This window comes from Saccharothrix sp. S26, from assembly GCF_021390395.1.
Taxonomy (GTDB): Bacteria; Actinomycetota; Actinomycetes; order Mycobacteriales; family Pseudonocardiaceae; genus Actinosynnema.
Window position 1 is genome coordinate 23,578 of sequence record NZ_JAJUWT010000002.1, and the last position, 25,026, is coordinate 48,603.

Here is a 25,026-nt window from a genome sequence, read left to right on the forward strand (position 1 = left end):
GGCGGTCAACGGTGGGCGAAGGACCGTCGGTAATCCTTCGGCGGCACACCCACCACGGTGGTGAAGTGGTGGCGCAGCAACGCGGCGGTGCCGAAGCCGGAGCGCTGGGCGACTTCCTCCACGCTCAGCCGGGTCTCCTCCAGCAGTTGACGGGCGCGCAGCACCCGTTGGGTGGTCAGCCAGCGGTGCGGCGTCGTGCCGGTCTCGGCGGCGAAGCGGCGGGCGAACGTGCGCTCGGACATCTTCGCCCGCTCCGCCAGGCCGGCGACCGTGTGCTCCTCGTCGAGCCGGTCCTCCAGCCACGCCAGCAGCGGCTGGAGGCTGTCGGCCCGGTTGGGCGGGGTGGGCAGCTCCACGAACTGCCGCTGGCCGCCCTCGCGCTGGGGCGCGACGACCATGCGGCGCGAGATGGTCGCCGTGACGGCCGCGCCGAACTCGCGGCGGACCACGTGCAGGCAGGCGTCGATGCCCGCGGCCGTGCCCGCGCTGGTCACGATGTCCCCCTCGTCGACGAACAGCACGTCCGGGTCGACCTTGGCGAGGGGGAAGCGCTCGGCGAGCGTGCCGGCGTGCCGCCAGTGGGTGGTGCAGCGGCGGTCGTCCAGCAGGCCCGCCGCGCCGAGCACGAACGCGCCGCTGCACACCGACAGCAGCGTGGTGCCGCGCTCGTGGGCCTCGCGGAGCGCTTCGAGCAGGCGCGGCGGGTACTCGTCGCGCAGCTTCACGGCGGCCACGGCGACCAGGTCGGCGTCGACCAGCGCGTCGAGCCCGTGGTCGGCGATCAGGGACGCGCCGACGTCCGCGCGGATCGGCTCGCCGGGGCGCTCGCCGCACACCCGGAACTCGATCGGCGGCACGCCGTCGTCGGTGCGGTCGACGCCGAAGACCTCGCAGAGCACGCCGAACTCGAACGGCGCGAAGCCGTCCATGACGACGGCGGCAACGGTGCGCAGCATGACGTCACCGTACTTGGCAGGATATCGACGAACAACGGCAAGCCTGCCAATTGTGGCGGATTCTTGTGCATCGCACAGTTGGTGCCATGACATCGATCCTCTTCGCCCTCGCCGTCACCGCCCTGGTCGTCTACGGCCTGGAGCGCAACCACCGTCGTCAGCCCCGCCTCGGCTCCCGCATGGCCGGCAGCACCGACGTCGAAGACCGCGACGTGACCCGGTTGGCGGGCGACCTGCGCGCCGCGGCCGCCCATCGGCCCACGGCGCGCACCACCCACCGCCCCGCGGTCACCCCCGCCCGCTCGGTGAGCCCCGCCTGCTAGTCCGCCGCGGGTCGGCTAGACGACCAGGTCGGCGGTCTTCGGGCCGGTCGGCTCCACCCGCAGCCCGGCCCGCACCGCGACCCTGATCAACCCCTTGAGGTCGCCGGGCTCGGACCGCGACTGGACGAGCGCCCGCGCCAGCCGGCCCTTGTGCGCCTTGTTGAAGTGGCTGACCGCGTTGCGCCTGCCCTTCCCGTCCTCGGTGACGACGCGGACCACGGCCGCGCCCGGGATGCGCGCCAGCGAGGTGTACGGGCTGGACCGCAGGTCGACCACGAACTCGTCGGCGGCGGCCAGCACCGGCTCCAGCGCGGGACGCCACAACCCGCCCAACGGACCCACGGACGGCAGCACGCTGCCGCCGGACAACCGGTAGGCCGGGATCGGGTCCCCACCGCCGACCACGCCGAACAACGCCGAGGCCACCGAGAGCCGGGCGAACGCCCGCGACCGCTCCGCCTTCGTCAACCCGTCGAGCCCGAGCGCGTCGTACAGCACCCCCGTGTACCGGGCCAGCGCCGGCAGCGTGGGCGAGCGCCGCAGCTCGGCGTTGCGCCCCACCTCGCCCGCCTGGCGCTCGGAGAGGCCGAGCGCGGCCAGGCTCGCGGGGACGTCGGCGGCGAGGTCGACCAGCGCGTCGACCAGCTTGCCGCGCACCGGCGTGAGCTCCGGGTGCGACAGCAGGTCGAGGTCGAGCGGCGCGCCGGAGCCGCCGAGGGCCTTGGTCTCCGACGGGGGGAGCAGTACCAACACGACGGGCAAGCCTAGGCGGCCGCGCGCGGACCGCTCCCGCCCGGCACGCCGGTCAGCCGCTCTGGCCGACGCAGAACTGGTTGCCGTCCGGGTCGGCCAGGACGGTCCAGGTCAGGCCCGGCACGGTGTGCTCGGCGATCTCGGTCGCGCCCAGCGCCACCAGCCGCGCCACCTCGGCCGCGCGGTCGGGCACGTGACCGTCGAGGTGCACCCGGTTCTTGCCCGGCGTCGGGTCGTCGACGCGCTGCAACCCCAGCTGGGGCCCGCCCTCGGCGGTCGGCGCGAGGATCAGGAACTCGCCCCAGTCGTGCTGGACCGACGTGCCCAGCGCCTTGGTCCAGAAGTCCGCGAGCCGCTGCGGGTCCGCCGTGTCGATGGTGATCATGCCGATGCTGAACGTCATGGCCCGGCACGCTAGACCCGACCACCGACAATTCCCCTCCCTCGCGCCGGGGTGGAACCCGTTGGAACTGATCAGGGCCCGTTCACTACCCTTTCCCGGACACCCCGCCCCCGAGGAGCGCCCACCGTGATCACCAGGATGTCGTCGCTGTTCCTGCGCACGCTGCGCGAGGACCCGGCCGACGCCGAAGTACCCAGCCACAAGCTGCTGGTCCGCGCCGGCTACGTCCGCCGCGTCGCGCCGGGCGGTTACTCGTGGCTGCCGCTGGGGCTGCGGGTGCTGCGCAACATCGAGCAGGTCGTGCGCGAGGAGATGGACGCCTTCGGCGCGCAGGAGATCCAGTTCCCCGCGCTGCTGCCGAAGGAGCCCTACGAGGCGACGAACCGGTGGACCGAGTACGGGCCCAACCTCTTCCGCCTCAAGGACCGCAAGGGCGCGGACTACCTGCTCGGCCCCACGCACGAGGAGCTGTTCGCGCTCACCGTGAAGGGCGAGTACTCCTCCTACAAGGACTACCCGGTCACGCTCTACCAGATCCAGACCAAGTACCGGGACGAGGCGCGTCCCCGCGCGGGCATCCTGCGCGGCCGCGAGTTCCTGATGAAGGACTCCTACTCGTTCGACCTCGCCGACGAGGGCCTGGCCCGCTCCTACCAGCAGCACCGCGAGGCCTACATCCGCATCTTCGACCGGCTCGGCCTGGAGTACGTGATCGTCTCGGCCACGTCGGGCGCGATGGGCGGCTCGGCGTCGGAGGAGTTCCTGGCGGTCGCGGCGACCGGCGAGGACACCTTCGTGCGCAGCACGGAGTCGGACTACGCGGCCAACGTCGAGGCCGTCGTCACGCCCGCGCCCCCCGAGCGGGACCCGGCGGCGCAGCCCGAGGCGCAGGTGCACCACACGCCGAACACGCCCACCATCGAGACGCTGGTCGACTACCTCAACGCCAACACCGACCGCACCTTCACCGCCGCGGACACGCTGAAGAACCTGCTGGTCAAGACCCGCGAGCCCGGTGGCGACGCCTGGACGCTGCTGGCCATCGGCGTGCCCGGCGACCGCGAGGTCGACCTCAAGCGCCTGGAGGCGGCGATCGAGCCCGCCGAGGTCGCGATGCTGGAGGAGGCGGACTTCGCCCGCAACCCCTTCCTGGTCAAGGGCTACATCGGCCCCGGCGCGCTGCAGGCCAACGGGGTCAGGTACCTGGTCGATCCGCGCGTGGTGCGCGGCACGGCGTGGGTGACCGGCGCGGACAAGGCCGACCACCACGTGGTGGACCTGGTCGTGGGCCGCGACTTCACCCCCGACGGCACGATCGACGTGGCCGAGGTCCGCGAGGGTGACGCGTCGCCGGACGGCAAGGGCGTGCTGGTCGCCGCGCGCGGCATCGAGATCGGGCACATCTTCCAGCTCGGCCGCAAGTACGCCGACGCGTTCTCGCTGGACGCGCTGGGCCCGGACGGCAAGCCCATCCGGATCACCATGGGCTCCTACGGCATCGGCGTGTCCCGCCTGGTCGCCGCGATCGCCGAGCAGAGCCACGACGAGCGCGGCCTGGTCTGGCCCCGCAACGTCGCGCCCGCCGACGTGCACGTGGTCGTGGCGGGCAAGGACGAGACGCTGCTCGCGGGCGGCGAGAAGCTCGCGGGCGAGCTGTCCGCGGCGGGCCTGAAGGTGCTGCTGGACGACCGCAAGGCCAGCCCCGGCGTGAAGTTCGCCGACGCCGAGCTGATCGGCGTGCCGACGATCCTGGTGGTGGGCCGCGGCCTGGCCAACGGCCTGGTCGAGGTCAAGGACCGCCGCACGGGCGAGCGCGAAGAGGTGCCGGTCGACGGCGCGGTCGCGCACCTGCTGGCCGTCGTCAAGGGCTGAGGACCACCCGCCCGGGCAGGCGATTACGCCTGTCCGGGCTCAGCCCCGCGGCACCACGGCCGCCAGCAGCCTCGCCGTGTCGGACAGGTCGTCCAGCACCACGTGCGCGCCCGAGTCCCGCAGCTCGGCGGCGCTGCTGCGGCCCGTCGCCACGCCGATGGCCACGGCGCCGTGGCGCAGCGCGGCGTCCACGTCGTGCGGCGTGTCGCCGATGACGACCGGCCGGAACTCGCGGTCGTGCTTGGCCGTGGCCAGCCGCACCGCCTCCAGCACCAGCTCGGGCCGGTGCTCGGACACCGAGCCGTAGCCGCCGATCTCGAAGTCCAGGTGCTCGTCCAGGCCGAACGCGGCCAGCTTGAACCGGGCGATCTCCACCAGGTTCCCGGTGACCAGCGACTGCACCACGTCGGGCCGCCGTGCCAACGCCGTCAACGCCGCCGCCGCGCCCGGGAGCGCGTGCCCCCGTGCCGGCAGCAGTTCCCGTTCCCGCGTGGCCACGTCGATCAGCGCCGCGTGCAGGCGCGACACCAGCTCCTCGGTGGGCTCCAGGTCGTGCGCGGTCAGCAGTTCGCGGGTGATGGCGCGCTCGGTGCGGCCGGGGAAGCTCGGCACGTGCACGAGGTCCAGGCCCGCGGTGGCGCGCAACGCGGTGCGGTACCAGTCGTGCCCGAGGCCCCGCGCGTCGATCAACGTCAGGTCGATGTCCCACAGCACCAACGTGTTCACGACAGCCGCACGCTCCCCAGGATGCGCTTCACGTCGTCCTCGGACGGCCCCTCGGCCACGTGCGGCCCGCCCTCCGCGACGTTGAGCACGAACACCGACACCTTCGGTCCGTTGCGCAGCGCGACCGCGCTGACCGTGGCCTTGGGCGCGTAGCAGGCGTTGGCGGACTTGGGCGTCACCTCGACGCTGAGCCGGACCCCCTCGTCGTCGGAGGACTCGACCCGCGGCTCCCCGATCGCGGGTGGCGCGCCGGCGACGGTGTACCCGCCGGCCACGATCCGGTCGACCAGCTCGGTGGCGACCTGCTCGGGGTCGTCGTCCACGACCGAGCCCGCCATCGCCTGCGCCTGGATCATGCTGCGGCCCTGGCACTGGAACGGCCGCGACACGTACGACGTGGTCAGCCTGATCCGCCCGGACGCGCCGCCGCCGCTGGACTCCCAGGTCGGCGGCAGCTCGTAGGCCAGGCCGGACTGCGAGTCGTCCACCGGCCGCCAGTCCGGTTCGGCCGAGGTCGAGGTCGAGGTCGTCGTGGGCGCGGCCCGGTCGTCGCCGGAGTTGAGCAGCACCGCGGTCGTCACACCGCCACCGACGAGCACGACGACCGCGGCCAACGCGATCCACAGGGGTGCCCGGCTGGGCCGCTTCGGCGGTTGCTGCTGGTAGACGCCCAGCCCGGTGTAGCTCACCGGCTCAACGGCTTGACGGAGTCGACCATGGCCTGCAGGTCGGCCTCCGTCGGCGGCTTCGGCTCGGCCGGCCCGCCTTCGAGGTCGCCGTTGGCCATGAACACGTGGAAGCCCTTGTCGCCCTTGAGGACCAGCACCTTCACCATCCCCTTGGTGGCCAGGCACGCGTCGCCGGAGGTGGTGGCGACGGCGTCGACCTGCACGCCCTCGATGTCGCCCGCCACCGTGACCGGCTTCGGCTCGCCGAGCTTGACCTCGGACTTGGGCGCGGACTTGTAGTACTGGGTGGCGAGCTTCTGGGCGAAGTCCTTGGCCACCGCGGTCAGGTCGGTCTGCGGCACCACGACACCGCCCGCGCCGCCGCGGGTGAAGTCCCGGCTCTCGCAGTCGTAGGCGCCGGTGACGGTCAGCCCGGTCAGCTTCACGTCGTCGATGCCCTCGACCGGCGCGGTGCCGGCCACGGGCGACCAGCCCTTGGGCACGTCGTAGCTGTAGGACAGGGCCGGGACGGGCAGGCAGTTCCAGCCCGGCTTGGCGGCCTCGCAGGTGGGCGCCGGCGCGCTGGACGTCGTCGACTTCGTCGTGGTGGACGGCTTGGTCGTGGTGGTCGTCGTGCCGCTGGTGCTCTGGCCGACCGGGGTCGAGCCGTCCGGCCGGGTCAGCACGTACGCGGTCACGCCGCCGCCGACCAGCACGACGACGACCGCGCCGATCGCCAGCCACAGCTTGGCCTTGCCCTTCTTGGGCGGCGGCTCGTCACCGCCGGAGAACACGCCGAGACCGCCGTAGGAGCCGCCGTAGTTCTGCGGGTAGACCTGCTGCGGGTAGCCCTGGTCCTGCCGGCCCCAGTCGCCCTGGTTGGGCTGGCCGCCCCAGCCGGACTGCCCGTCACCTGGGTAAGTCACGGCCCGAACCGTACCTGGTGCGGGTGACGGGCCGGAGCGCTCCGATTAATTCAGCACGCGTTGACTTCGTCACCCGATCGGACGTAGCCTCAAATTCAACAAATGATGAACTACTGAGGAGGGCACCATGGCCGCACTGCACGACCGGCCGCCGGCGGTCATCGCGGTGGCCACCGCCGTCGTGGGCGCGGTGATCGCGCTCGTGCTGGGGCTGGTGACGTTCGGCGTCCAGGCGACGGTCCACCCGGACGGCGTGCCGCTCGCGGTCGCCGTCCCCGCCGACGCGCCGCCCCAGCTGCGCGGGGTCGCCGACAAGCTCGCCGGCGGTGGCGCGACGGAGGTCGCGTGGCGGGTGGCGACGCCCGACCAGGCACGGGATCTGCTGTCCCGCCAAGAGGTCTACGGGGTGCTCGAACTCGCGCCCTCCGGCGCGACGGTGCTGCTCTCCGGCGCGGTGAACCCGTCCGGCACGCAGGTCGCCCAGCAGATGCTGACCGGCGTCGCGCAAGGTGCGGGAACGCAGGCGAAGGTCGTCACGCTCGACCCGTCCTCGGCCGCCGGCCGCACGGCTCCGCTCGCCGCGTCCGCGTTGCTGTGGATCGCGGGCCTGGTCGCCGGTGCGGCGTTGACGGTCCTCGCGCGCGGGGCGACGGGCACCGGCCGGGTGGCGGGAGCGCTCACCACGACCGTGCTCGGCGTCGCCGTGGTGGCGGGCTTCTTCGCCCTCTGGGACTCGTCCCTGCCGCTCGACGCCGCCGTGCTCGGCTACCTCGCCCTGGTCGCGGCCGCGTTCGCGCTGGTCCAAGGCGCGTTGCTGAGGCTGCTCGGCCTGCGCGCGATGGCGCTGCTCGGGCCGCTGTACCTGATCGCGCCCGCCGTCGCGGGCCAGGTGCCCGAGCTGCTCGACCCCGTCTACCGGGCGCTGCTGTGGTCCTGGACGCCGTTCCGGTTCTCCACCGAGGGCCTGCGCGCCCTGCTGCACGGCGGGTCGCTCCAGCCGGCCCAGCTGTGGGTGTTCGTCGGCCTCGCCGCCGCGGGCCTGGTGGTGCTCCTGCTACCCGGGAAGGAAGGACAGCCGGACCTTGCGGACGGGGTTGTCGACGTTGGTGTCGACCAGGCACACCGACTGCCAGGTGCCCAGCGCCAGCACACCGCCTAGCACCGGGATCGTCGCGTAGGGCGGCACGAGCGCGGGCAGCACGTGGTCACGGCCGTGACCGGGCGTCCCGTGCCGGTGCCGCCACCGCCCGTCGGCGGGCAGCAGGTCGCGCAACGCGGCCAGCAGGTCGTCGTCGCTGCCCGCACCGGTCTCCAGCACCGCCAGGCCCGCGGTCGCGTGCGGCACCCAGACGTGCAGCAGCCCGTCGCCCTCGACGTCGGCCAGGAAGTCCTCGCAGGCGCGGGTGAGGTCGTGCACGACCTCCGTCGAGCCGGTGCGGATCTCGATCTCTTCGCTGCGCATGCCTGGAGAGCTTAAAACGCGGTGCGCACCCACCGCCTGATCGGGCACGATGCCGGTCGTGATCCACACCGCGATCGTCACCGGGGCCAACCAGGGCATCGGCGCCGCGACCGCCAAGGCCCTCGCGGCCCAGGGCGTCAACGTCCTCATCACGTTCCTGCGCTTCGCACCCGCGCCGGACCCGAGCCTGCCGCGCGAGTACTTCACCGCCCGCGAGTCCGACGCCGACGACGTGGTCGCCGCCATCACCGAAGCGGGCGGCCGGGCGCACGCGCTGGAGGTCGACCTCACCGACCCGCTCGCACCGGCCGCGTTGTTCGACACCGCGGAACGGGTCTTCGGGCCGGTCGACATCCTGGTCAACAACGCCTCCAGCTGGGTGCAGGACACGTTCCTGGCCGTGGAGACCGACCAGTTCGGCCGCGTGCTGCAAGCCGTGACGCCCCAGACGTTCGACGCGCAGTTCGCCGTCGACGCCCGCGCCGGCGCGCTGCTGATCGCCGAGTTCGCCCGCCGCCACATCGCCCGCGGCGGCAACTGGGGCCGCATCGTGGGCCTGACCTCCGGCGGCCCGCTCGGGTTCCCCAGCGAGGTGTCCTACGGCGCGGCCAAGGCGGCGCTGGACAACTACGCCATGTCCGCGGCCACCGAGCTCTGGCCGCACGGCGTCACGTCCAACGTCGTCAAGCCGGGCGTCACCGACACCGGCTGGGTCAACGACGCCGTCCGCGCCCAGCACGACGTCTCCCAACCCGAGGACGTCGCCAAGGTGATCGCGTTCCTGTGCTCCGACGCCGCCGCCAAGGTGACGAAGAACGTCATCACCCTGCACTAACGCAACATTACCCGCTGGTAACATAGCCGCCGTGAAGGCATCCCGTCTGCGCCGCGGCATGAACCTGTGGCCACCGTTCCTGTTCGCCGGCATCCGCGTGGTCGAGCTGTCCGACGACTACCGCCACGCCAGGGTCCGGATGCGGATGCACTGGTGGAACCGCAACTACGTGGGCACCCACTTCGGCGGCTCGCTGTTCGCGATGACCGACCCGTTCTGGATGCTGCTGGTGCTGCACCACCTCGGCCGCGAGCACCTCGTGTGGGACCGGGCGGGCGAGATCGAGTTCGTCAAGCCCGGCCGCGGCACCGTCCACGCCGAGTTCCACCTGACCGACGAGCACCTCGACGAGCTGCGCTCCCAGGCCGCGACCAGCACCAAGGCCCTGCTCTGGTTCTCCACCGACGTCGTGGACTCCAGCGGCGACGTCGTCGCCCGCACCCGCAAGCAGGTCTACGCCCGCCGCAAGAACCGCAAATCGGTGGACGACGGGGTGGCCGAGACCGTGTGATGATCCCATGCGTTCCGCCTTCGGCACGACCTTCGACGTCCCCCTCGGCTACCTGAACACGGCCGGCGTCGGCGTCCCCCCGACCCCCACCGCCGACGCCGTCGCGGACGCCGTGCGCCGGTGGACCGCGGGCGCGGACGGCCCCGGCGCCGCCGACGAACACACCGCCACCGCCCGCGAGGCGTTCGGCCGACTCGTCGGCGTGCCGTCCGAACGCGTCGCCATGGGCGCGTCGGCGTCCCAGCTCGTCTCGCTGGTCGCCGCCGGCCTGCCCGCCGACGCCTCGGTCCTCGTCGCCCGCGGCGAGTTCACCAGCCTCACGTTCCCCTTCGCCGCCCGCGGCCTGCGGGTCACCGAAGTCGATCTCGACGAGATCGTGGCCGAGGCCGGCGCGCACGACCTCGTCGCCGTCAGCGTCGTGCAGTCCGCCGACGGACGCGTCGTCGACCTCGACGGCCTGCGCGCCACCGGCGTGCCGGTCCTGCTGGACGCCTCCCAAGCCGTCGGCTGGCTGCCGCTGGACCTGCACTGGGCCGACTGGGTCGTGGCCATCGGCTACAAGTTCCTCCTGTCTCCCCGCGGCTGCGCCTGGCTCGCCTGCTCCCCGTCGGCCCTGGAACGCACGGTGCCCGTGGCCGCGAACTGGCACGCCGGCGAGGACCCGTGGGCCACCGTCTACGGTCTCCCGCTCCGGCTCGCCCGCGACGCCCGCCGCTTCGACCTCTCCCCGGTCTGGCTGGCGCAGTTCGGCGCGGCCGTCTCCCTGCCCTACCTCGCCTCGCTGGACCTGGCGGCCGTCCGCGACCACAACGTGGGGCTGGCCGACTCCCTGCTCACCGCCCTGGGCCTGCCGCCGCGCCACTCGGCGATCGTGTCCCTGGACCTCCCCGGCGACCGCCTGACCAGCGCCGGGGTGCGCTCCAGCGTCCGCGCCGGCCGCGTCCGCCTGGCGTTCCACCTGTACAACACGGCCGAGGACGTCGAGCAGGTGCTCAGGGCGCTCAACTGACCCTCGTCCGTTACCGTGGGTCTTTGTGTCGGTTCCTCCCGAATCACCCGAAGAGGTGACCCAGCGGATCCCGCCCATCGGTCCCGCGGACACCGCGCCGCTGTGGCGGTCGGAGATCGGGCAGTTGGACTCGCTGCTGGGGTCACCACCACCCCGCCGCCCCGCGCCCGCCCCGGTGCGCTCGCGTCGCGGCCTGGTGCTCAAGGGCCTGGGCCTGCTCGGCGTAGCCGTGGTGTCCGGCCTGGTGTGGCTGGTCGTGATGCCGAAGGACACCCCGACCGGCACGCCGGCGCCGACGTCCACGCCGGTGGGCGAGTTCGCGTTCACCCCGTCCCCCGACGTGCCCGAGCCGCTGAAGGACAGCGACTGCGCCCCGCACGCCTACGGGCAGACCAAGACGTTCCTGACGAACACGCCGTGCCAACAGCTCACTCGCGGCCTGTACACAACCACCACCCCGGACGGGTTGACGGTTTACACGTCCGTGTCAGTCGTGCGGATGAAGACGACCGAGGACGCCGCCAAGCTGAAGGACCTGACCACCCGCGACGGCACCGGCAACGTCAACGACCTCGTCAAGGACGGCGCGGTCCGCGTCCCGAACCTGACCACCCTGGCCAACGGCGGCTTCGCCGCCCGCCAGCAGGACCGCGACGTGATCATCATCGAGTCGGACTCGGTCAAGCACGCCCCCGACGAAGCCGCCCACAACGCACTGATGAAGCGGATCAGCAACGACGCCTTCCGCCTCGCCGCCGACCTGACCTCATAAGCCCGCCCGTCCGGCGAGGACCCTCGTCCTCAGCCGACGCCCATCCCCGGCAACGCGATCGAGGTGGGCGCTACCCCCGCCACCTTCCGCCACCGCGTCGCCCGCACCGCCGCCACCGTCAACGCGTCGAACGCCGACGTCCGCAACGCCGCGTCACCCGTCCGCTCCAACACCCCGCGCCACGCCGCGCACGCGTCCGTCTCCACCGTGATCAACGCCGCGATCGCCGACGCCGCGCTGTCCACCGGCTGGGGCGGCAGGTACGCCGCCGCCGGGGGCCGGGGCGTCGCGCCCGCGTCGCGCAACCACCGCTCGGTCGCGTCCCGCCGCGCCCGGTGCGCCGTCGCGCCGTCCGCCACCGCCGCCGACTGCTGCGGCACCGTGATGAACGCGCTCACCAACCCGTACGTCCACACCGCCGCGTGCTCCGCCGCCAACGCGTCCTGCACCGCGTCCACGCTCACGACAACGCCTCCACCAAGCTCGCGCACCCGGCCGCCACCGAGGCGACCAACCCCACCCGGTGCGGCTCCACCGACGCCACCAGGTCACCCGCCTGCTTCTGCGCCGCCCGCAACGCGGGCACCAACGCCTCCCGCGTCGCACCGGCCGGCGGTGCCGCGGCGGCCGACGTCGTGGGCGGCGCGGACGACCCCGGCACGCGCGGCGTGGCGCGGTCGACCTCGGCCTGCAACCGGGTGGCGTGCTCGGTGCGCGCGGCGGCCGTCTCGCTCGCCCCGACGGCCGCGGCGAGCGCGGCGTCCGACAGCGCCGCCTTCACCAACTCCGCCAGCGGGTCCGGTGGCGGCGGAGGGGGAGGGGATGTGGTGCACGCGACTGCCAACGGCGCCGTGGCCGTCGCCAGCAGCACCGCGCGCCTGCTGAACGCCGTTCTTCCGATCACGTGTCCCGATCCTGCCAGAGCCGCGCGGCCCTCCGGTCGCCGCCGCGCGATCGCCCGTGGCACGTGTGAGCCCGCCGAACGAGATAGTCTGGGCGACCACGGCCGGCGAAGTGCAGCGTCGGCCGGGGTTGCCGTGCCCTCTGCACTCGAAGAGAACTTGGAGTCACCACGTGTCCAGCCCGCCGCGCGGAGAACTCGCCGCGCAGCTAGCACCCGTCGTGCGCGAGGCGGTCGAGGCGATCGGCTTCGACCTCGAGACGCTCGACGTGAACCAGGCTGGGCGTCGCAGGCTGGTCAAGGTGGTCGTGGACGGCGACGAGGGGATCGGGCTGGACGAGGTGGCGCAGGCCAGCCGCGCCGTGTCCGCCGCCCTCGACGCCCACGAGCACCTGATCGCCGGGCCGTACACGCTCGAGGTCACCTCGCCCGGCGCGGACCGCCCGCTCACCAAGCCTCGCCACTGGAAGCGCAACCGGCTGCGCCTGGTGAAGGTCAAGCAGCCGGAGCAGGTTGAGTGGTTCGGCCGGGTCGGCGACGCCGACGACACCGGCGTCGTGCTGCTGGTCAAGGGCGAGCTGCGCCGCGTCGAGTACCGGACGATCGAGCGCGCCGTCGTCGAAGTCGAGTTCAAGCAGCCGCCGGTCGAAGAGCTCGCGCTCCTCGAAGGCAAGCACCTGGAGGAGGAGTCGGAGTGAACGTCGACATCGCCGCTCTCAGGGCGATCGAACGGGACAAGGACATCCCCTTCGACACCGTCCTCGAAGCCATCGAGACCGCCCTGCTGACCGCCTACAAGCACACCGAGGGCCACCACTCGCACTCGCGCGTGGAAATCGACCGCAAGACCGGCGTGGTGCGCGTGCTCGCGCAGGAGCTCAACCCGGACGGCACCGTGGCCGAGGAGTGGGACGACACCCCCGAGGGGTTCGGCCGCATCGCCGCCACCACCGCCCGCCAGGTCATCCTCCAGCGCCTGCGCGACGCCGAGCACGAGCGCACGTTCGGCGAGTTCTCCGCCAAGGAGGGCGAGATCATCGCGGGCGTGGTGCAGCGCGACGCCCGCGCCAACGCGCGCGGCATGGTCGTCGTCCAGATAGGGGACACCGAAGGCGTGCTGCCGCCCGCCGAGCAGGTGCCCGGCGAGTCCTACGAGCACGGCTCGCGGCTCAAGTGCTACGTCGTGGGCGTGTCGCGCGGCGCGCGCGGCCCGCAGATCACCCTGTCGCGCACCCACCCGAACCTGGTGCGCCGCCTGTTCGCGCTCGAGGTGCCCGAGATCGCCGACGGCACCGTGGAGATCCCCGCGGTGGCACGTGAGGCAGGTCACCGTTCGAAGATCGCGGTCCGCACCACCGTCCCCGGCGTCAACGCCAAGGGCGCGTGCATCGGCCCGATGGGTGCCCGGGTGCGCAACGTCATGAGCGAGCTGGCCGGTGAGAAGATCGACATCATCGACCACTCCGACGACCCGGCCACGTTCGTCGGGAATGCCTTGTCACCGGCGAAGGTTGTATCCGTGCGGGTGCTCGACGAGCGCGCCAAGACGGCACGGGTCGTGGTCCCGGACTTCCAGCTCTCCCTCGCCATCGGCAAGGAGGGCCAGAACGCCCGGCTGGCCGCTCGGCTCACCGGTTGGCGCATCGACATCCGCAGTGATGCGGAGGCCGGCGGGTCCGCTCCGGCGGGCGCGGCGACATCCGGTTCGGCTGAATAGGCAACAGGGGATAGACTTCTCAGTGGTTCAACGTCGGGGATCGGATCTCACGCACATCGGCCCGGTTCGTACGTGCATCGGATGCCGCGCTCGGACGTTGCCCTCCGAGCTGCTGCGCGTGGTGGTCGTGGACGGGGCTGTGGTCCCGGACACACGACGACGGTTGCCCGGTAGGGGTGCATGGCTGCACCCCGATCCGGACTGCCTCCGCAACGCCGAGAAGCGGCGAGCGTTCCCCAGGGCCTTCCGGGTCCAGGGTCCGCTCGACGTGGACCGGGTGCGCGGACACCTCGCGCAGGTGGGGAAGGAGGTCGCGGGATCGCCCCGCGACCAGCAGGAAGCAAGGAAGCAGGTCGACCCGTCATGAGTCAGCCGTGAAGCTGAAGACATGAACGCGCGACGTTAAGACGAGGTCGACGGGACTTGCCCGCCGGCCTCCCTCACAGAGGAGTGCAGTGGCAGGTAAGGCCCGCGTGCACGAGCTCGCCAAAGAGCTCGGTGTCACGAGTAAAGAACTACTGAGCAAGCTCGCCGACCAGGGCGAATACGTGAAGTCCGCGTCCAGCACCGTCGAGGCCCCGGTGGCCCGACGGCTCCGTGACGCCTACGCCAAGGGCGAGTCGAAGCCCAAGCCGGCGGGCGCCCGCCCGGCCCCGCCGAAGCCCGCCCCGTCCGCGACGGGCGGCTCGGGCGAGACCCGGACCGACGCGACCCCGCGCCCGCAGGTCCCGGCCGGCAAGCCGGGTCCGCGTCCCGTGCCCGGTCCCAAGCCGATGGCGCCCAAGCCGGTGGCCAAGCCCGCCGCGCCGGCGCCCGCGACGCCCGCGGCCCCGGCCGCGCCCGCCGCGCAGCCCCAGGCCCCGGCCGCGGCCTCGGCCCCGGCGCCCACCCAGGCGCCGAAGCCGGCCGTCGTGCCGCAGCCGCAGCAGCCCCAGCAGCCGCAGCAGGCGCCGAAGACCGGTGGTCCCGGCCCTCGGCCCGGCCCCCGCGCGCCGCAGCAGCAGCCCGCGGCCGCGCAGAACACCCCGTCCGTGGTCCCGCCGCGCCCGCAGGCTCCCAAGCCCGCCGGCCCGCGGCCCCCGCGTCCGGGCAACAACCCGTTCGGCGTCGGCGGTGGCGCTCCCGCGCCGCGTCCGCAGGCACCGCGCCCGGCCGCGCCGGGTGGCGGCGAGCGGCCGTCCGGCCCCAAGCCCGGTGACTCGCGTCCGGCAGGCCCCCGTCCGGGTGGCTCCGGCGGCGGTCCCGGCGGTCCCCGGCCCAACCCCGGCAACATGCCGCCCCGGCCGAACCCGGGCATGATGCCCGGTCGCCCGGCGCCCCGCCCCGGTGGCGGCGGCGGCGGTCGTGGCCCCGGTGGTCCCGGTGGCGGCGGCGGTGGCCGCGGTCCCGGTGGCGGCGGCGGTCGTCCCGGTGGTGGCGGTGGCGGCGGCTTCCGTCCCGGTGGTGGCGGTGGCGCCGGTGGCGGCTTCCGCCCCGGTGGTGGCGGTGGCGGCGGCGGTGGCTTCCGTCCCGGCGGCGGTGGTGGCGGCGGCGGTGGCGCACCGGCCGGTGGTGGCGGCGGTTTCCGCGGTCGTCCCGGTGGTGGCGGTCCCGGTGGACGCGGCGGTGCCGCGGGTGCCTTCGGCCGTCCCGGTGGTCCGGCGCGTCGCGGCCGCAAGTCGAAGCGGCAGAAGCGGCAGGAGTACATGGACAACATGCAGGCGCCGTCGGTCGGTGGCGTCCGCCTGCCCAAGGGCAACGGCGAGACGATCCGCCTGCCGCGTGGCGCCTCGCTGACCGACTTCGCCGACAAGATCAACGCCAACCCGGCCTCGCTGGTGCAGGTGTTGTTCCACCTCGGCGAGATGGTCACCGCGACGCAGTCCGTCTCCGACGAGATCCTGGAGCTGCTCGGCTCCGAGATGAACTACAACGTGCAGGTCGTGTCCCCCGAGGAGGAGGACCGCGAGCTGCTGGAGACGTTCGACATCACCTACGGCGACGACGCCGGCGGCGAGGAGGACCTCCAGATCCGTCCGCCGGTCGTGACCGTCATGGGTCACGTCGACCACGGCAAGACGCGCCTGTTGGACACCATCCGCAAGGCGAAGGTCGCCGAGGGCGAGGCCGGTGGCATCACCCAGCACATCGGCGCCTACCAGGTCCGCACGGAGCTGGAGGGCAACGAGCGCCTCATCACCTTCATCGACACCCCGGGTCACGAGGCGTTCACCGCCATGCGTGCGCGTGGTGCGAACTCGACCGACATCGCGGTCATCGTGGTGGCGGCCGACGACGGCGTGATGCCGCAGACGGTGGAGGCGATCAACCACGCCCAGGCGGCCAACGCGCCGATCGTGGTCGCGGTCAACAAGATCGACAAGGAGGGGGCCAACCCCGCCAAGATCCGCCAGCAGCTCACCGAGTACGGGCTGGTCGCCGAGGAGTACGGCGGCGACACCATGTTCGTCGACATCTCGGCGAAGCAGGGCATCAACATCGACGGCCTGCTGGAAGCGATCCTGCTGACCGCCGACGCCTCGCTCGACCTGCGGGCCAACCCGGAGATGGAGGCGCAGGGCGTCGCCATCGAGGCGCACCTCGACCGCGGTCGCGGTCCGGTCGCCACGGTGCTGGTGCAGCGCGGCACGCTCCGCGTGGGTGACTCGATCGTGGCGGGCGCCGCCTACGGTCGCGTGCGCCGCATGGTGGACGAGCACGGCGTGGACGTCACCGAGGCGACCCCGTCGCGTCCGGTGCAGGTCATCGGTCTGACGTCGGTGCCCGGCGCGGGTGACACGTTCCTCGTGGTGGAGGAGGACCGGGTGGCGCGGCAGATCGCCGAGCGCCGCCAGGCCCGCAACCGCAACGCGATGAACGCCGCGAAGCGCAAGCGCGTCAGCCTGGAGGACCTGGACGCCGCGCTGAAGGAGACCAGCCAGCTCACCTTGATCATCAAGGGTGACAACTCGGGTACCGTCGAGGCCCTCGAGGACGCGCTCATGAAGATCGAGGTCGGCGACGACGTCGAGCTGCGGGTCATCCACCGCGGTGTCGGTGGCATCACCGAAGGCGACATCAACCTCGCCGTCGCGGGTAGCGCCATCGTCCTGGGCTTCAACGTCCGGGCCGAGGGCAAGGCCACCGAGCTCGCCAACCGCGAGGGCGTGGACGTCCGCTACTACACGGTGATCTACCAGGCGATCGACGAGATCGAGCAGGCCCTCAAGGGCATGCTCAAGCCGGAGTACGAAGAGGTCCAGCTGGGCCGCGCGGAGGTCCGCGAGGTCTTCAAGTCCTCCAAGGTCGGCACGATCGCGGGTTGCCTCGTGATGTCGGGCGAGATCCGGCGCAACGCCCGGGCCCGCCTGCTGCGCGACAACAACGTCGTGCAGGAGAACCTGCCGATCAGCTCGCTGCGCCGGTTCAAGGACGACGCGACCGAGGTCCGCGAGGGCTTCGAATGTGGTCTGACGCTCGGCAACTACAGCGACCTGAAGGTCGGCGACATCATCGAGACGTTCGAGATGCGCGAGAAGCCGCGCGTCTGATCGTCCTGACGTGAGGTGCGGGGCCGTCGAGACCGGCGGCCCCCCACCCCCGGACACCCCTGGTGATCATCTGTGTTCGTCGGTGCCCTTGAGCTGGACGTGCTGTTGGGCGACGTCCACTCGTTGAAGCAGAAGCGGTCCGCGGTCCGGCCGATCGTGGCCGAGCTGCGCCGCAAGTTCGAGGTGTCGGTCGCCGAGGCGGGTCATCTGGACCTGCACCGCCGGGCCCTGATCGGAGTGGCGGCCGTCGCCGCCGACGCCGAGCATGTGAGGGACGTGCTGGCCGCCTGCGAGCGGCTGGTGGCCGGACGGCCCGAGTTGGAACTTCTCTCCGCCCGCCACAGGCTGGTCGGGCCGGAGGACGACTAGCAGAACGCCGCCCCTGGTGGCGGCACATCGCAACGACAGGAGGGGAGCGCCGTGGCCGACCAGGCACGGGCTCGCAAGCTGGCCAAGCGGATCTCGCAGATCGTGGCTTCCGCGCTGGAGCACGAGGTGAAGGACCCGCGGCTGGCCCGCGTCACCATCACGGACACGAGGGTGACCGGCGACCTGCACGACGCGACGATCTACTACACCGTGCTCGGCGAGCGGCTGGACTCCGAGCCGGATCTCGCGGGCGCGGCCGCGGCGCTGGAGAGCGCCAAGGGCGTGCTGCGCACCATGGTCGGCCAGCAGACCGGTGTCCGGTTCACGCCGACCCTGTCGTTCGTCACCGACACCGTGCCCGACGAGGCGCGTCGGATGGACGAGCTGCTGGCCCGGGCACGGGAGCTGGACGCCGAGGTGGCGCGCATCGCGCACGGTGCCGAACCCGCGGGCGAGCCGGACCCGTACAAGCCTCCGCGCGAGGCCGAGGACGCCGACTAGCGTTCTCGTCGTGCACAACGATCCGAGCTTGATCGACCCGGGACCGCCCGACCGCGCGGTCGGCGCCGTCCGCCCGGTCGACGACCTGGGCGCGGACCTCGCCGAGGCCGCCCGCGTCCTGTCCGCCGCCACCGACGTGACGCTGCTGGCGCACGTGAACCCCGACGCGGACGCGTTGGGCAGCGCGTTGGCGCTGGGGTTGGCCCTGCACCGGCGCGGGGTGACCGTGCGGGTGTCGTTCGGGGCGCCGGACGAGGTGCCGGAGACGTTGCGCGGCCTGGACGTGGCCGGGCTGCTGGTGCCGGCGTCGGCCGTGCCCGCCGCGCCGCCCGTGCTGGTCGCGTTGGACACGGGCAGTGTCGGGCGGCTCGGTCCGTTGGCCGATCGGGTGTCGACCGCCGGTGTGGTCGTGGTGCTGGACCACCATGTGTCGAACCCCCGGTTCGGGCACGTGAACGTGGTGGACGACCGGGCCGAGGCGACCGCGCTCGTGGTGCTTCGGCTGTTGGACGAGCTGGGCGTGGAGCTGGACGAGCCGGTGGCCCGCTGCGTGTACGCGGGCCTGGTGACCGACACGCGGTCGTTCCGGCACGCGTCGGCGACGACGCACGAGGTGGCGGCCCGGCTGCTCGCGGCCGGGGTGGACGCCGAGGCGGTGGCCCGGCCGTTGATGGACTCTCACCCGTTCGGGTATCTCGGGATGTTGGCGAAGGTGCTCAGCCGGGCGTGCCTGGAGCGTGAGGCCGCGGGCGGGCTGGGGTTCGTGCACGCCGTCGTGACGCTGGAGGACGCCTCCGGGCTGCGGCCCGAGGAGGTGGAGAGCGTGGTCGACCTGGTGCGCACCACGGCCGAGGCCGAGGTGGCGGCGGTGCTGAAGGAGCTGCGGCCGTCGTCGTGGTCGGTGTCGTTGCGCGCGGTGAGCCGGGTGGACGTGCGCGAGGTGGCGCAGCTGCTCGGCGGCGGTGGCCACCGGCTGGCCGCGGGCTTCACCGCCACCGGCGCGGCCGACGAGGTGCTGGCGAACCTGCGCGCGGCCCTGGAGACCGTGACCGCGGCGTCCTGAGCGTTGAATTCGGGTGTTCCGAACGTAGGACTCTCGCGTTCTGAACGTAGGACTCGCGCGTGAGTCCTACGTTCGGGACGCGCGTGTCGTGCAGTGAGGGGATCGGGTGGAGGAGCGGGTTCCGGCGCGGCGGGTGGTCGGGTTGGCCGCGCCGGCGCTTGTGGTGCTGGCGGCCGAGCCGTTGTACGTGCTGGTGGACACGGCCGTCGTGGGGCACCTCGGCGCGTTGCCGCTGGCCGGGCTCGCGTTGGGCGGCGTGTTGTTCACGCAGGTCGCGACCCAGTTGACGTTCCTGTCCTACGGCACGACGGCGCGCACGGCCCGGTTGTTCGGGGCCGGGCGGCGGTCCGAGGCCGTCGAGGAGGGCGTGCAGGCCACGTGGCTCGCGCTCGCGGTCGGTGCGCTGGTGATCGTGCTCGGGCAGGTGCTGGCCGGTCCCGCCGCACGGCTGCTCGCCGGTGAGGGCGCGGTCGCCGACAACGCCGTCTCGTGGCTGCGGATCGCATTGTTCGGCGCGCCGTTCGTGCTGGTCACGATGGCCGGCAACGGCTGGATGCGCGGGGTGCAGGACACCCGTCGCCCGCTGCGGTACGTGCTGGTCGGCAACGGCATCTCGGCCGTGCTGTGCCCGCTGCTCGTGCACGGCGCGGACTGGGGTCTGGAGGGCTCGGCGGTCGCGAACGTGATCGCGCAGGTGCTGTCGGCCGGGCTGTTCCTGCGGGCGTTGCGCTCGGAGCGGGTGAGCCTGCGGCCCGACGGGCGTCGGATGCGGGCCCAGCTCGGCCTCGGCCGCGACCTGGTGCTGCGCAGCCTGGCGTTCCAGGCGTGCTTCCTGTCGGCCGCCTCGGTGGCGGCGCGCACGTCGGTCGGCGCGGTCGGCGCGCACCAGGTCGTGTTGCAGCTGTGGACGTTCCTCGCCCTCGTGCTCGACTCGCTGGCGATCGCCGCGCAGTCGATCGTGGGGGAGGCGCTGGGCGCGGCCCGCCGCGAGCAGGCCCGCCGGTTCGCCTGGCAGGTCACCGGGTACGGGCTGTGGTTCGGCGTGCTGCTGGGCGTGCTGTTCGCGGCGCTGTCCGGCCCGCTGCCGACGGTGTTCACCAGCGACCCGGCGGTGCTGGACGAGGTGCCGCACGCCTGGTGGTTCTTCGTCGGCTTGCAGCCGATCGCGGGCGTGGTGTTCGCGCTGGACGGCGTGCTGCTCGGCGCGGGCGACGCGCGGTTCCTGCGCACGGCGACCCTGGCGTCGGCGGCGCTGGGCTTCCTGCCGCTGGTGTGGGCGTCCTACGGGTTCGGCTGGGGACTGGTCGGCATCTGGAGCGGCCTGTCGGCGTTCATGGTCCTGCGGCTGGTGCTGGTGCTCGCCCGCACCCGTTCCGGGCAGTGGGCGCGCGTAGGCGTGGTGTGACCAGGCGTGTTGTGGTGAGCGGCACCCCGAGGAATCGTTAACACCAGGCAAGTGTTTCTCGATACTGGGAGTGCTGCCGCACGCAAGCCTAGGAGATCCGCCTTGCCGGTCGATCGTGCCACGAAGCAAGCGTGGCTGATCTGGTCAACCGCCGTCCTCGTCTACATCGCCGCCCTGTTCCACCGGACCTCGCTGGGCGTGGCCAGCCTCGAAGCGGGCGACCGCTTCTCCGTCGGGCCCGCCGCGCTCGGCACGTTCACCGTCCTGCAGATCGGCCTCTACGCGCTGATGCAGATCCCCACCGGCCTGCTGGTGGACCGCTTCGGCCCGCGTCGCGTGCTGACCGCTGCCGCGCTGCTCATGGGCCTCGGCCAGACCCTGTTCGCGATCGCCGAGTCCTACCCGCTCGGCCTGGCCGCGCGCGCCGTGCTCGGCGTCGGTGACGCCATGACGTGGGTCAGCGTGCTGCGGCTGGCCGCCGCCCACTTCCCGCCCCGCCGGTTCACGCTGGTCATGACCCTGTCGGCGGCGTTGGGCGGCGCGGGCAACCTGGTCGCGACCGTGCCGCTGACCTTGCTGCTGGACGACGCGGGCTGGACGGTGACGTTCCTGATCGCGGGCCTGGCCACGGCGGCGTACGCGGCGGTGGTGTCCTGGCGGGTGCGCGAGGTGCCCGACGGCGTGCCGCAGCCCGTGGTCGAGCCGGTGCCGTTGCGCGCCGTGGGCGCGAAGGTCCGCGACGCGTGGCGCGAGCCGAGCACGCGCCTCGGGTTCTGGGTGCACTTCACGTCGATGTCCGCGCCCGCCGTGCTGGGCCTGCTGTGGGGCTTCCCGTACCTGGTCGAGGCGCAGGGCCTGTCGCGGCCGTCGGCGTCGGCGGTGCTGAGCACGCTCGTGCTGGTGGCGATCGTCAGCGGGCCGGTGATGGGCACGGTGATCGGCGGCCGGCCGGAGTGGCGGATGCCGATCGTCGGCACCTACCTGGCCGCGGCCGTGCTGTGCTGGGCCGTGCTGCTGGGCTGGCCCGGCGGCGTGCTGCCCACGCCCGCGCTGTACGTGCTGTTCGCCGTGCTGGCGCTGGGCAACCCGGCGTCCGGCGTGGCGTTCGCGCTGGTGCGCGACTACAACCCGCTGCACCGGGTGAGCACGGCGACCGGCGTGGCCAACGTCGGCGGGTTCGGCGCGGTCACGTTCACCGCGCTGGTCGTGGGCGTGCTGCTGGACGTCGTCGAGCCGCATCTGGCCGCGCCGCAGGCGTACCGGGTCGCGTTCACGTCCGTGGTCGCCGTGCTGCTGGTGGGTGTGTGGCGCACGGTGGTGTGGTGGCGTCGCGCGCGTGCCGCGGTGTTCGCCGCCGAGGACCGCGGCGAGCCGGTGCCCGTGCAGTTGCGCCGCCGTCGGTGGGACGTGGCCACGGCCGACAGGCGGGCCCTGGTCGAGGCTTAGGATCCTCCACCGTGTCCGCAACCTCTCGTCCCCCTGTCCCGCCCGGTCTCGTCGTCATCGACAAGCCCGACGGCATGACCTCCCACGACGTGGTGGCCAAGGTCCGCCGCATCCTCGGCACCCGCAAGGTCGGGCACGCGGGCACGCTCGACCCGATGGCGACCGGCGTGCTCGTGCTCGGCATCGAGCGGGCCACCAAGCTGCTCGGCCACCTCGCGCTGGACAGCAAGGCGTACCTGTCGACCATCCGCCTGGGTTCCTCCACCACCACCGACGACGCCGAGGGCGAGGTGCTGTCCACGGCCGACGCGTCCGATGTGGACGAGGCCGCGATCCGGGCGGGCGTGGCGAAGCTGACCGGCGCGATCGAGCAGGTGCCCAGCGCGGTGAGCGCGGTGAAGATCGACGGCAAGCGCGCCTACGCGCGGGTGCGCGCCGGTGAGGTGGTGGAGATCCCGGCGCGCCCGGTGACCGTGCACCGCTTCGACGTGCTGGCGATCCGCCGCGAGGGCGAGGGCGTCACCGAGCTGGACGTGATGGTGGAGTGCTCGTCCGGGACCTACGTGCGCGCGCTGGCCCGCGACCTGGGCGCGGACCTGGGCGTCGGCGGCCACCTGGCGGCCCTGCGCCGCACCCGCGTCGGCCCGTTCGACCTGCGCGTGGCCAAGACCCTGGAGCAGCTGGAGAGCGCGCCGGGCCTGTCGCTGGACCTGGACGCCGCCGTGTCCACCGCCTTCCCGCGCCGCGAGATCGCGCCGCGCGAGGCGATCGCCCTCTCCCACGGCCAACGCCTGGCCGCCGGCGGGCTGGACGGCACCTACGGCGTCTTCGGCCCGGACGGCCACGTGGTCGCGCTGGCCAAGGACGAGGGCCCGATCGCCAAGCCGTTGGTGGTACTCGCGCCGGTCGGCTAGGGCTTACCGTGGGGTCATGGCGAAGTGGGTGTGGCCGGCCGCGGCCGGTGCGGTGACGTCGGCCACCGGGGTGGCGATCAACCTGGCCACGGACGGCGGGGCGAAGCCGTGGACCTGGGTAGCGGTCGTGCTGCTCACCGTGCTGGGGGTGGTCGTCGCCCTGCGCGTGCAGGCCACCGCCCGCCCCGAACCACCGGCCGCCACGCCCACGCCGCCGACGCCCGACGTGCACAACAGCATCAGCGGCACCGTCAACGGTCCCGTGGTGCAGGCGGGCACGCTGGGCGGCCTCACGATCAACTCGCCGACCACCGTCAACCAGACCGCGATCGCGCGTGACGGCGGCACGGTCCACCAGGCGGGCCGCGACATCCGCCGCGACTAGCCCGACCTCGGCCCGCGCGCGGAGGACGACCGCCTAGGCTTGCCCGCGTGCAACGCTGGAGAGGGCTCGACCACCTGCCCGGCGGCTGGGGCCGCTGCGTGGTGACCATCGGCGTGTTCGACGGGGTGCACCGCGGGCACCAGGCGCTGATCAACCGCGCGGTCGGGTTGGCCGAGGAGAAGGGTGTGCCGAGCGTCCTGATCACCTTCGACCCGCACCCGTCCGAAGTGGTCCGGCCGGGCAGCCACCCGGCGCAGCTGACCAGCCTGCGCCGGCGGGCCGAACTGGTCGAGGGCTTGGGCGTGGACGTGTTCTGCGTGATCCCGTTCACCGCCGAGGTGGCGCGCACGCCCGCCGACGAGTTCGCGCACGAGGTGCTGGTGGACCGGCTGCATGTGGCGGCCGTGGTGGTGGGGGAGAACTTCACGTTCGGCCACAAGGCGGCGGGCAACGTGGAGCTGCTGCGCGCGTTGGGCAAGCGGTTCGGTTTCGTGACCGAGGGGGCGGATCTGGTGACCGACGACGGCGTGACCTACTCGTCGACCTACATCCGGGCGTGCATCGACGCGGGCGACGTGGCCGCGGCGGCGCAGGCGCTCGGCCGGCCGCACCGGCTGGAGGGCATCGTGGTGCGCGGCGACGGCCGGGGCAAGGAACTCGGCTTCCCCACGGCCAACCTGTCCACCACGCGGTTCGCCGCCGTGCCCGCGGACGGCGTGTACGCGTGCTGGTTCGTGCACGGCTCCGGCCGCCGCCTCAAGGCCGCGGTCAGCGTGGGCACCAATCCGACGTTCTCCGGCCGGGAACGGCGGGTGGAGGCGTTCGTGCTCGACGTGGACGAGGACTTCTACGGCCAGCGCGTGGCGCTGGACTTCGTGGACCGGCTGCGGGACATGGAGAAGTTCGACAGCGTCGAGTCGCTGCTCGCGCAGATGCACCGCGACGTGGACACGGCCCGTGACCTCCTGACGGATCCCGGTGACGCCTGACCGGTTGAACCAGGTGGGTGGAACCCGCCGTGCGACGCCTGACGACCTGGCAAGATGCCTGACACGTCCGTCGGTCAGGGGAGAGGCGAAGGTGGAGGACCACAAGATCGTCCAGCGCAATCTCGCGTTGCAGCGGGAGTGGTACGGCGAACCCCTGGGCGACCGGGTGCGCCGGCTGGTGGTCGCGTTCAACGTCTCGCAGGCCCAGCTCGCGGACGTGCTGGGCATCAGCGCCCCCATGCTGAGCCAGGTCATGAGCGGACGTCGGGCCAAGATCGGCAACCCCTCCGTGCTGGCCCGGATGATCATGCTGGAGCGCAAGGTCCTCACCCCCGACGTGGCCTCCGGCTCGCCCGAGGCGTTGCAGCGCGCGCTGGAGGACGTGCGGCAGTCGAAGCCCACCGTGAGCCGCGACTCACTGCCGGTGAACGGCAGCCCGGACGACGAGGCCGTGGTGTTCCCGTTCCTGCGCCGCCTGGCCGACCGCCACGAGCTGTCGCAGGCCGCCGACGTGCTGGGCGAGGACTTCCCGGCGCTGGCCGAGCTGCTGCGCCGCGCGGGCAAGGGCCGCGACGCCTGACCGCCCTCCG

The 25,026-nt window shown here is 73.0% G+C and carries 29 protein-coding genes; 20 read left to right on the forward strand and 9 right to left on the reverse strand.

All coding sequences use genetic code 11. The annotated features are described in order from the left end of the window. Window positions 1-5: 5 nt before the first annotated feature. Window positions 6-956 (reverse strand): helix-turn-helix domain-containing protein, encoded by a 951-nt coding sequence (locus LZG04_RS02490; RefSeq protein WP_233812636.1) that lies wholly within the window; start codon window positions 954-956, stop codon window positions 6-8. 86 nt (window positions 957-1,042) lie between these two features. Here LZG04_RS02490 and LZG04_RS02495 point away from each other — a divergent pair, with 86 nt between their 5' ends. Further along, entirely contained in the window at window positions 1,043-1,279 is a 237-nt protein-coding gene (locus tag LZG04_RS02495; RefSeq protein WP_233812638.1) for a hypothetical protein, read from the forward strand. A 15-nt stretch (window positions 1,280-1,294) separates the two neighbouring features. Here the strand turns inward: LZG04_RS02495 and yaaA are convergent, their stop codons facing one another. Together yaaA and LZG04_RS02505 are read right to left on the reverse strand one after the other, a co-directional pair. Further along, entirely contained in the window at window positions 1,295-2,032 is a 738-nt protein-coding gene (gene yaaA / locus LZG04_RS02500; RefSeq protein ID WP_233812640.1) for a peroxide stress protein YaaA, read from the reverse strand. Window positions 2,033-2,084: 52 nt separating this feature from the next. Next, window positions 2,085-2,435, reverse strand: a complete 351-nt coding sequence (locus LZG04_RS02505; RefSeq protein WP_233812642.1) for a VOC family protein — start codon at window positions 2,433-2,435, stop codon at window positions 2,085-2,087. A gap of 126 nt (window positions 2,436-2,561) precedes the next feature. Between LZG04_RS02505 and LZG04_RS02510 the strand changes: the two genes are divergently transcribed. Next, window positions 2,562-4,307, forward strand: coding sequence for a proline--tRNA ligase (locus LZG04_RS02510; protein ID WP_233812644.1), 1,746 nt, complete (start codon window positions 2,562-2,564; stop codon window positions 4,305-4,307). Between the two features lie 39 nt (window positions 4,308-4,346). Here the strand turns inward: LZG04_RS02510 and LZG04_RS02515 are convergent, their stop codons facing one another. The 3 genes from LZG04_RS02515 to LZG04_RS02525 are packed head-to-tail and all read right to left on the reverse strand — an operon-like array spanning window position 4,347 to window position 6,627. Beyond that, the gene (locus tag LZG04_RS02515) at window positions 4,347-5,033 is read right to left on the reverse strand and encodes an HAD family hydrolase (protein ID WP_233812646.1); all 687 of its coding nucleotides are present in this window, start codon (window positions 5,031-5,033) and stop codon (window positions 4,347-4,349) included. Further along, window positions 5,030-5,722 carry a hypothetical protein gene (locus LZG04_RS02520; RefSeq protein ID WP_233812648.1) on the reverse strand — a complete coding sequence of 231 codons (693 nt, stop codon included), beginning with the start codon at window positions 5,720-5,722 and terminating at the stop codon, window positions 5,030-5,032. The genes LZG04_RS02515 and LZG04_RS02520 overlap by 4 nt, the downstream gene beginning before the upstream one ends. Beyond that, on the reverse strand, window positions 5,719-6,627 hold the full coding sequence (locus tag LZG04_RS02525) for a hypothetical protein (protein ID WP_233812650.1): 909 nt from the start codon (window positions 6,625-6,627) through the stop codon (window positions 5,719-5,721). Before LZG04_RS02525 ends, LZG04_RS02520 begins: the two co-directional genes overlap by 4 nt. 127 nt (window positions 6,628-6,754) lie before the next feature. On the opposite strand from LZG04_RS02525, the gene LZG04_RS02530 reads away from it, so the two are divergent. Further along, window positions 6,755-7,786: an ABC transporter permease gene (locus tag LZG04_RS02530; protein ID WP_233812652.1), complete on the forward strand. Its 1,032-nt coding sequence runs from the start codon at window positions 6,755-6,757 to the stop codon at window positions 7,784-7,786. Here LZG04_RS02530 and LZG04_RS02535 read toward each other — a convergent pair. Continuing rightward, window positions 7,682-8,089 (reverse strand): YjbQ family protein, encoded by a 408-nt coding sequence (locus LZG04_RS02535; RefSeq protein ID WP_233812654.1) that lies wholly within the window; start codon window positions 8,087-8,089, stop codon window positions 7,682-7,684. The genes LZG04_RS02530 and LZG04_RS02535 overlap by 105 nt on opposite strands. 49 nt (window positions 8,090-8,138) lie before the next feature. Between LZG04_RS02535 and LZG04_RS02540 the strand changes: the two genes are divergently transcribed. The 4 genes from LZG04_RS02540 to LZG04_RS02555 are packed head-to-tail and all read left to right on the forward strand — an operon-like array spanning window position 8,139 to window position 11,216. Then, window positions 8,139-8,924 carry an SDR family NAD(P)-dependent oxidoreductase gene (locus LZG04_RS02540; RefSeq protein ID WP_267934771.1) on the forward strand — a complete coding sequence of 262 codons (786 nt, stop codon included), beginning with the start codon at window positions 8,139-8,141 and terminating at the stop codon, window positions 8,922-8,924. A 31-nt stretch (window positions 8,925-8,955) separates the two neighbouring features. Beyond that, window positions 8,956-9,435 carry a DUF4442 domain-containing protein gene (locus LZG04_RS02545; RefSeq protein ID WP_233812658.1) on the forward strand — a complete coding sequence of 160 codons (480 nt, stop codon included), beginning with the start codon at window positions 8,956-8,958 and terminating at the stop codon, window positions 9,433-9,435. A gap of 7 nt (window positions 9,436-9,442) precedes the next feature. Beyond that, window positions 9,443-10,444: an aminotransferase class V-fold PLP-dependent enzyme gene (locus tag LZG04_RS02550; RefSeq protein ID WP_233812660.1), complete on the forward strand. Its 1,002-nt coding sequence runs from the start codon at window positions 9,443-9,445 to the stop codon at window positions 10,442-10,444. Between the two features lie 25 nt (window positions 10,445-10,469). Further along, complete coding sequence (locus LZG04_RS02555; RefSeq protein WP_233812662.1) at window positions 10,470-11,216, forward strand: hypothetical protein; 747 nt, start codon at window positions 10,470-10,472, stop codon at window positions 11,214-11,216. Between the two features lie 29 nt (window positions 11,217-11,245). Here LZG04_RS02555 and LZG04_RS02560 read toward each other — a convergent pair whose 3' ends face one another. Together LZG04_RS02560 and LZG04_RS41430 are read right to left on the reverse strand one after the other, a co-directional pair. Then, window positions 11,246-11,680, reverse strand: coding sequence for a ferritin-like domain-containing protein (locus tag LZG04_RS02560; RefSeq protein WP_233812664.1), 435 nt, complete (start codon window positions 11,678-11,680; stop codon window positions 11,246-11,248). Next, entirely contained in the window at window positions 11,677-12,120 is a 444-nt protein-coding gene (locus LZG04_RS41430) for a hypothetical protein (protein ID WP_308198917.1), read from the reverse strand. Before LZG04_RS41430 ends, LZG04_RS02560 begins: the two co-directional genes overlap by 4 nt. A 170-nt stretch (window positions 12,121-12,290) precedes the next feature. Here LZG04_RS41430 and rimP point away from each other — a divergent pair, with 170 nt between their 5' ends. From rimP to LZG04_RS02630, 13 genes are all read left to right on the forward strand, one after another. Further along, window positions 12,291-12,815 (forward strand): ribosome maturation factor RimP, encoded by a 525-nt coding sequence (rimP, locus tag LZG04_RS02570; protein ID WP_233812666.1) that lies wholly within the window; start codon window positions 12,291-12,293, stop codon window positions 12,813-12,815. Next, window positions 12,812-13,834: a transcription termination factor NusA gene (gene nusA / locus LZG04_RS02575; protein ID WP_073899520.1), complete on the forward strand. Its 1,023-nt coding sequence runs from the start codon at window positions 12,812-12,814 to the stop codon at window positions 13,832-13,834. The genes rimP and nusA overlap by 4 nt, the downstream gene beginning before the upstream one ends. After that, a complete protein-coding gene (locus LZG04_RS02580; protein ID WP_308198918.1) occupies window positions 13,776-14,201 on the forward strand; it encodes a YlxR family protein in 426 nt (141 codons plus the stop codon). The genes nusA and LZG04_RS02580 overlap by 59 nt, the downstream gene beginning before the upstream one ends. An 88-nt stretch (window positions 14,202-14,289) precedes the next feature. Continuing rightward, complete coding sequence (gene infB, locus LZG04_RS02585; protein ID WP_233812670.1) at window positions 14,290-17,364, forward strand: translation initiation factor IF-2; 3,075 nt, start codon at window positions 14,290-14,292, stop codon at window positions 17,362-17,364. Window positions 17,365-17,436: 72 nt separating this feature from the next. Beyond that, complete coding sequence (locus LZG04_RS02590; RefSeq protein WP_233812673.1) at window positions 17,437-17,733, forward strand: DUF503 domain-containing protein; 297 nt, start codon at window positions 17,437-17,439, stop codon at window positions 17,731-17,733. Window positions 17,734-17,784: 51 nt separating this feature from the next. Beyond that, the gene (rbfA, locus tag LZG04_RS02595) at window positions 17,785-18,234 is read left to right on the forward strand and encodes a 30S ribosome-binding factor RbfA (RefSeq protein ID WP_233812675.1); all 450 of its coding nucleotides are present in this window, start codon (window positions 17,785-17,787) and stop codon (window positions 18,232-18,234) included. Between the two features lie 85 nt (window positions 18,235-18,319). Next, window positions 18,320-19,297 carry a bifunctional oligoribonuclease/PAP phosphatase NrnA gene (locus LZG04_RS02600; RefSeq protein WP_233813483.1) on the forward strand — a complete coding sequence of 326 codons (978 nt, stop codon included), beginning with the start codon at window positions 18,320-18,322 and terminating at the stop codon, window positions 19,295-19,297. 106 nt (window positions 19,298-19,403) lie between these two features. Beyond that, window positions 19,404-20,702, forward strand: a complete 1,299-nt coding sequence (locus tag LZG04_RS02605; protein ID WP_233812676.1) for an MATE family efflux transporter — start codon at window positions 19,404-19,406, stop codon at window positions 20,700-20,702. 102 nt (window positions 20,703-20,804) lie between these two features. Beyond that, the gene (locus tag LZG04_RS02610; protein WP_233812678.1) at window positions 20,805-22,148 is read left to right on the forward strand and encodes a nitrate/nitrite transporter; all 1,344 of its coding nucleotides are present in this window, start codon (window positions 20,805-20,807) and stop codon (window positions 22,146-22,148) included. 11 nt (window positions 22,149-22,159) lie between these two features. Continuing rightward, the gene (truB, locus tag LZG04_RS02615) at window positions 22,160-23,062 is read left to right on the forward strand and encodes a tRNA pseudouridine(55) synthase TruB (protein WP_308198919.1); all 903 of its coding nucleotides are present in this window, start codon (window positions 22,160-22,162) and stop codon (window positions 23,060-23,062) included. Window positions 23,063-23,078: 16 nt separating this feature from the next. After that, complete coding sequence (locus tag LZG04_RS02620; RefSeq protein ID WP_233812680.1) at window positions 23,079-23,447, forward strand: hypothetical protein; 369 nt, start codon at window positions 23,079-23,081, stop codon at window positions 23,445-23,447. 47 nt (window positions 23,448-23,494) lie between these two features. Continuing rightward, window positions 23,495-24,436, forward strand: coding sequence for a bifunctional riboflavin kinase/FAD synthetase (locus tag LZG04_RS02625; RefSeq protein ID WP_233812682.1), 942 nt, complete (start codon window positions 23,495-23,497; stop codon window positions 24,434-24,436). Between the two features lie 91 nt (window positions 24,437-24,527). After that, the gene (locus LZG04_RS02630; RefSeq protein ID WP_233812684.1) at window positions 24,528-25,016 is read left to right on the forward strand and encodes a helix-turn-helix domain-containing protein; all 489 of its coding nucleotides are present in this window, start codon (window positions 24,528-24,530) and stop codon (window positions 25,014-25,016) included. Window positions 25,017-25,026: the final 10 nt, after the last annotated feature.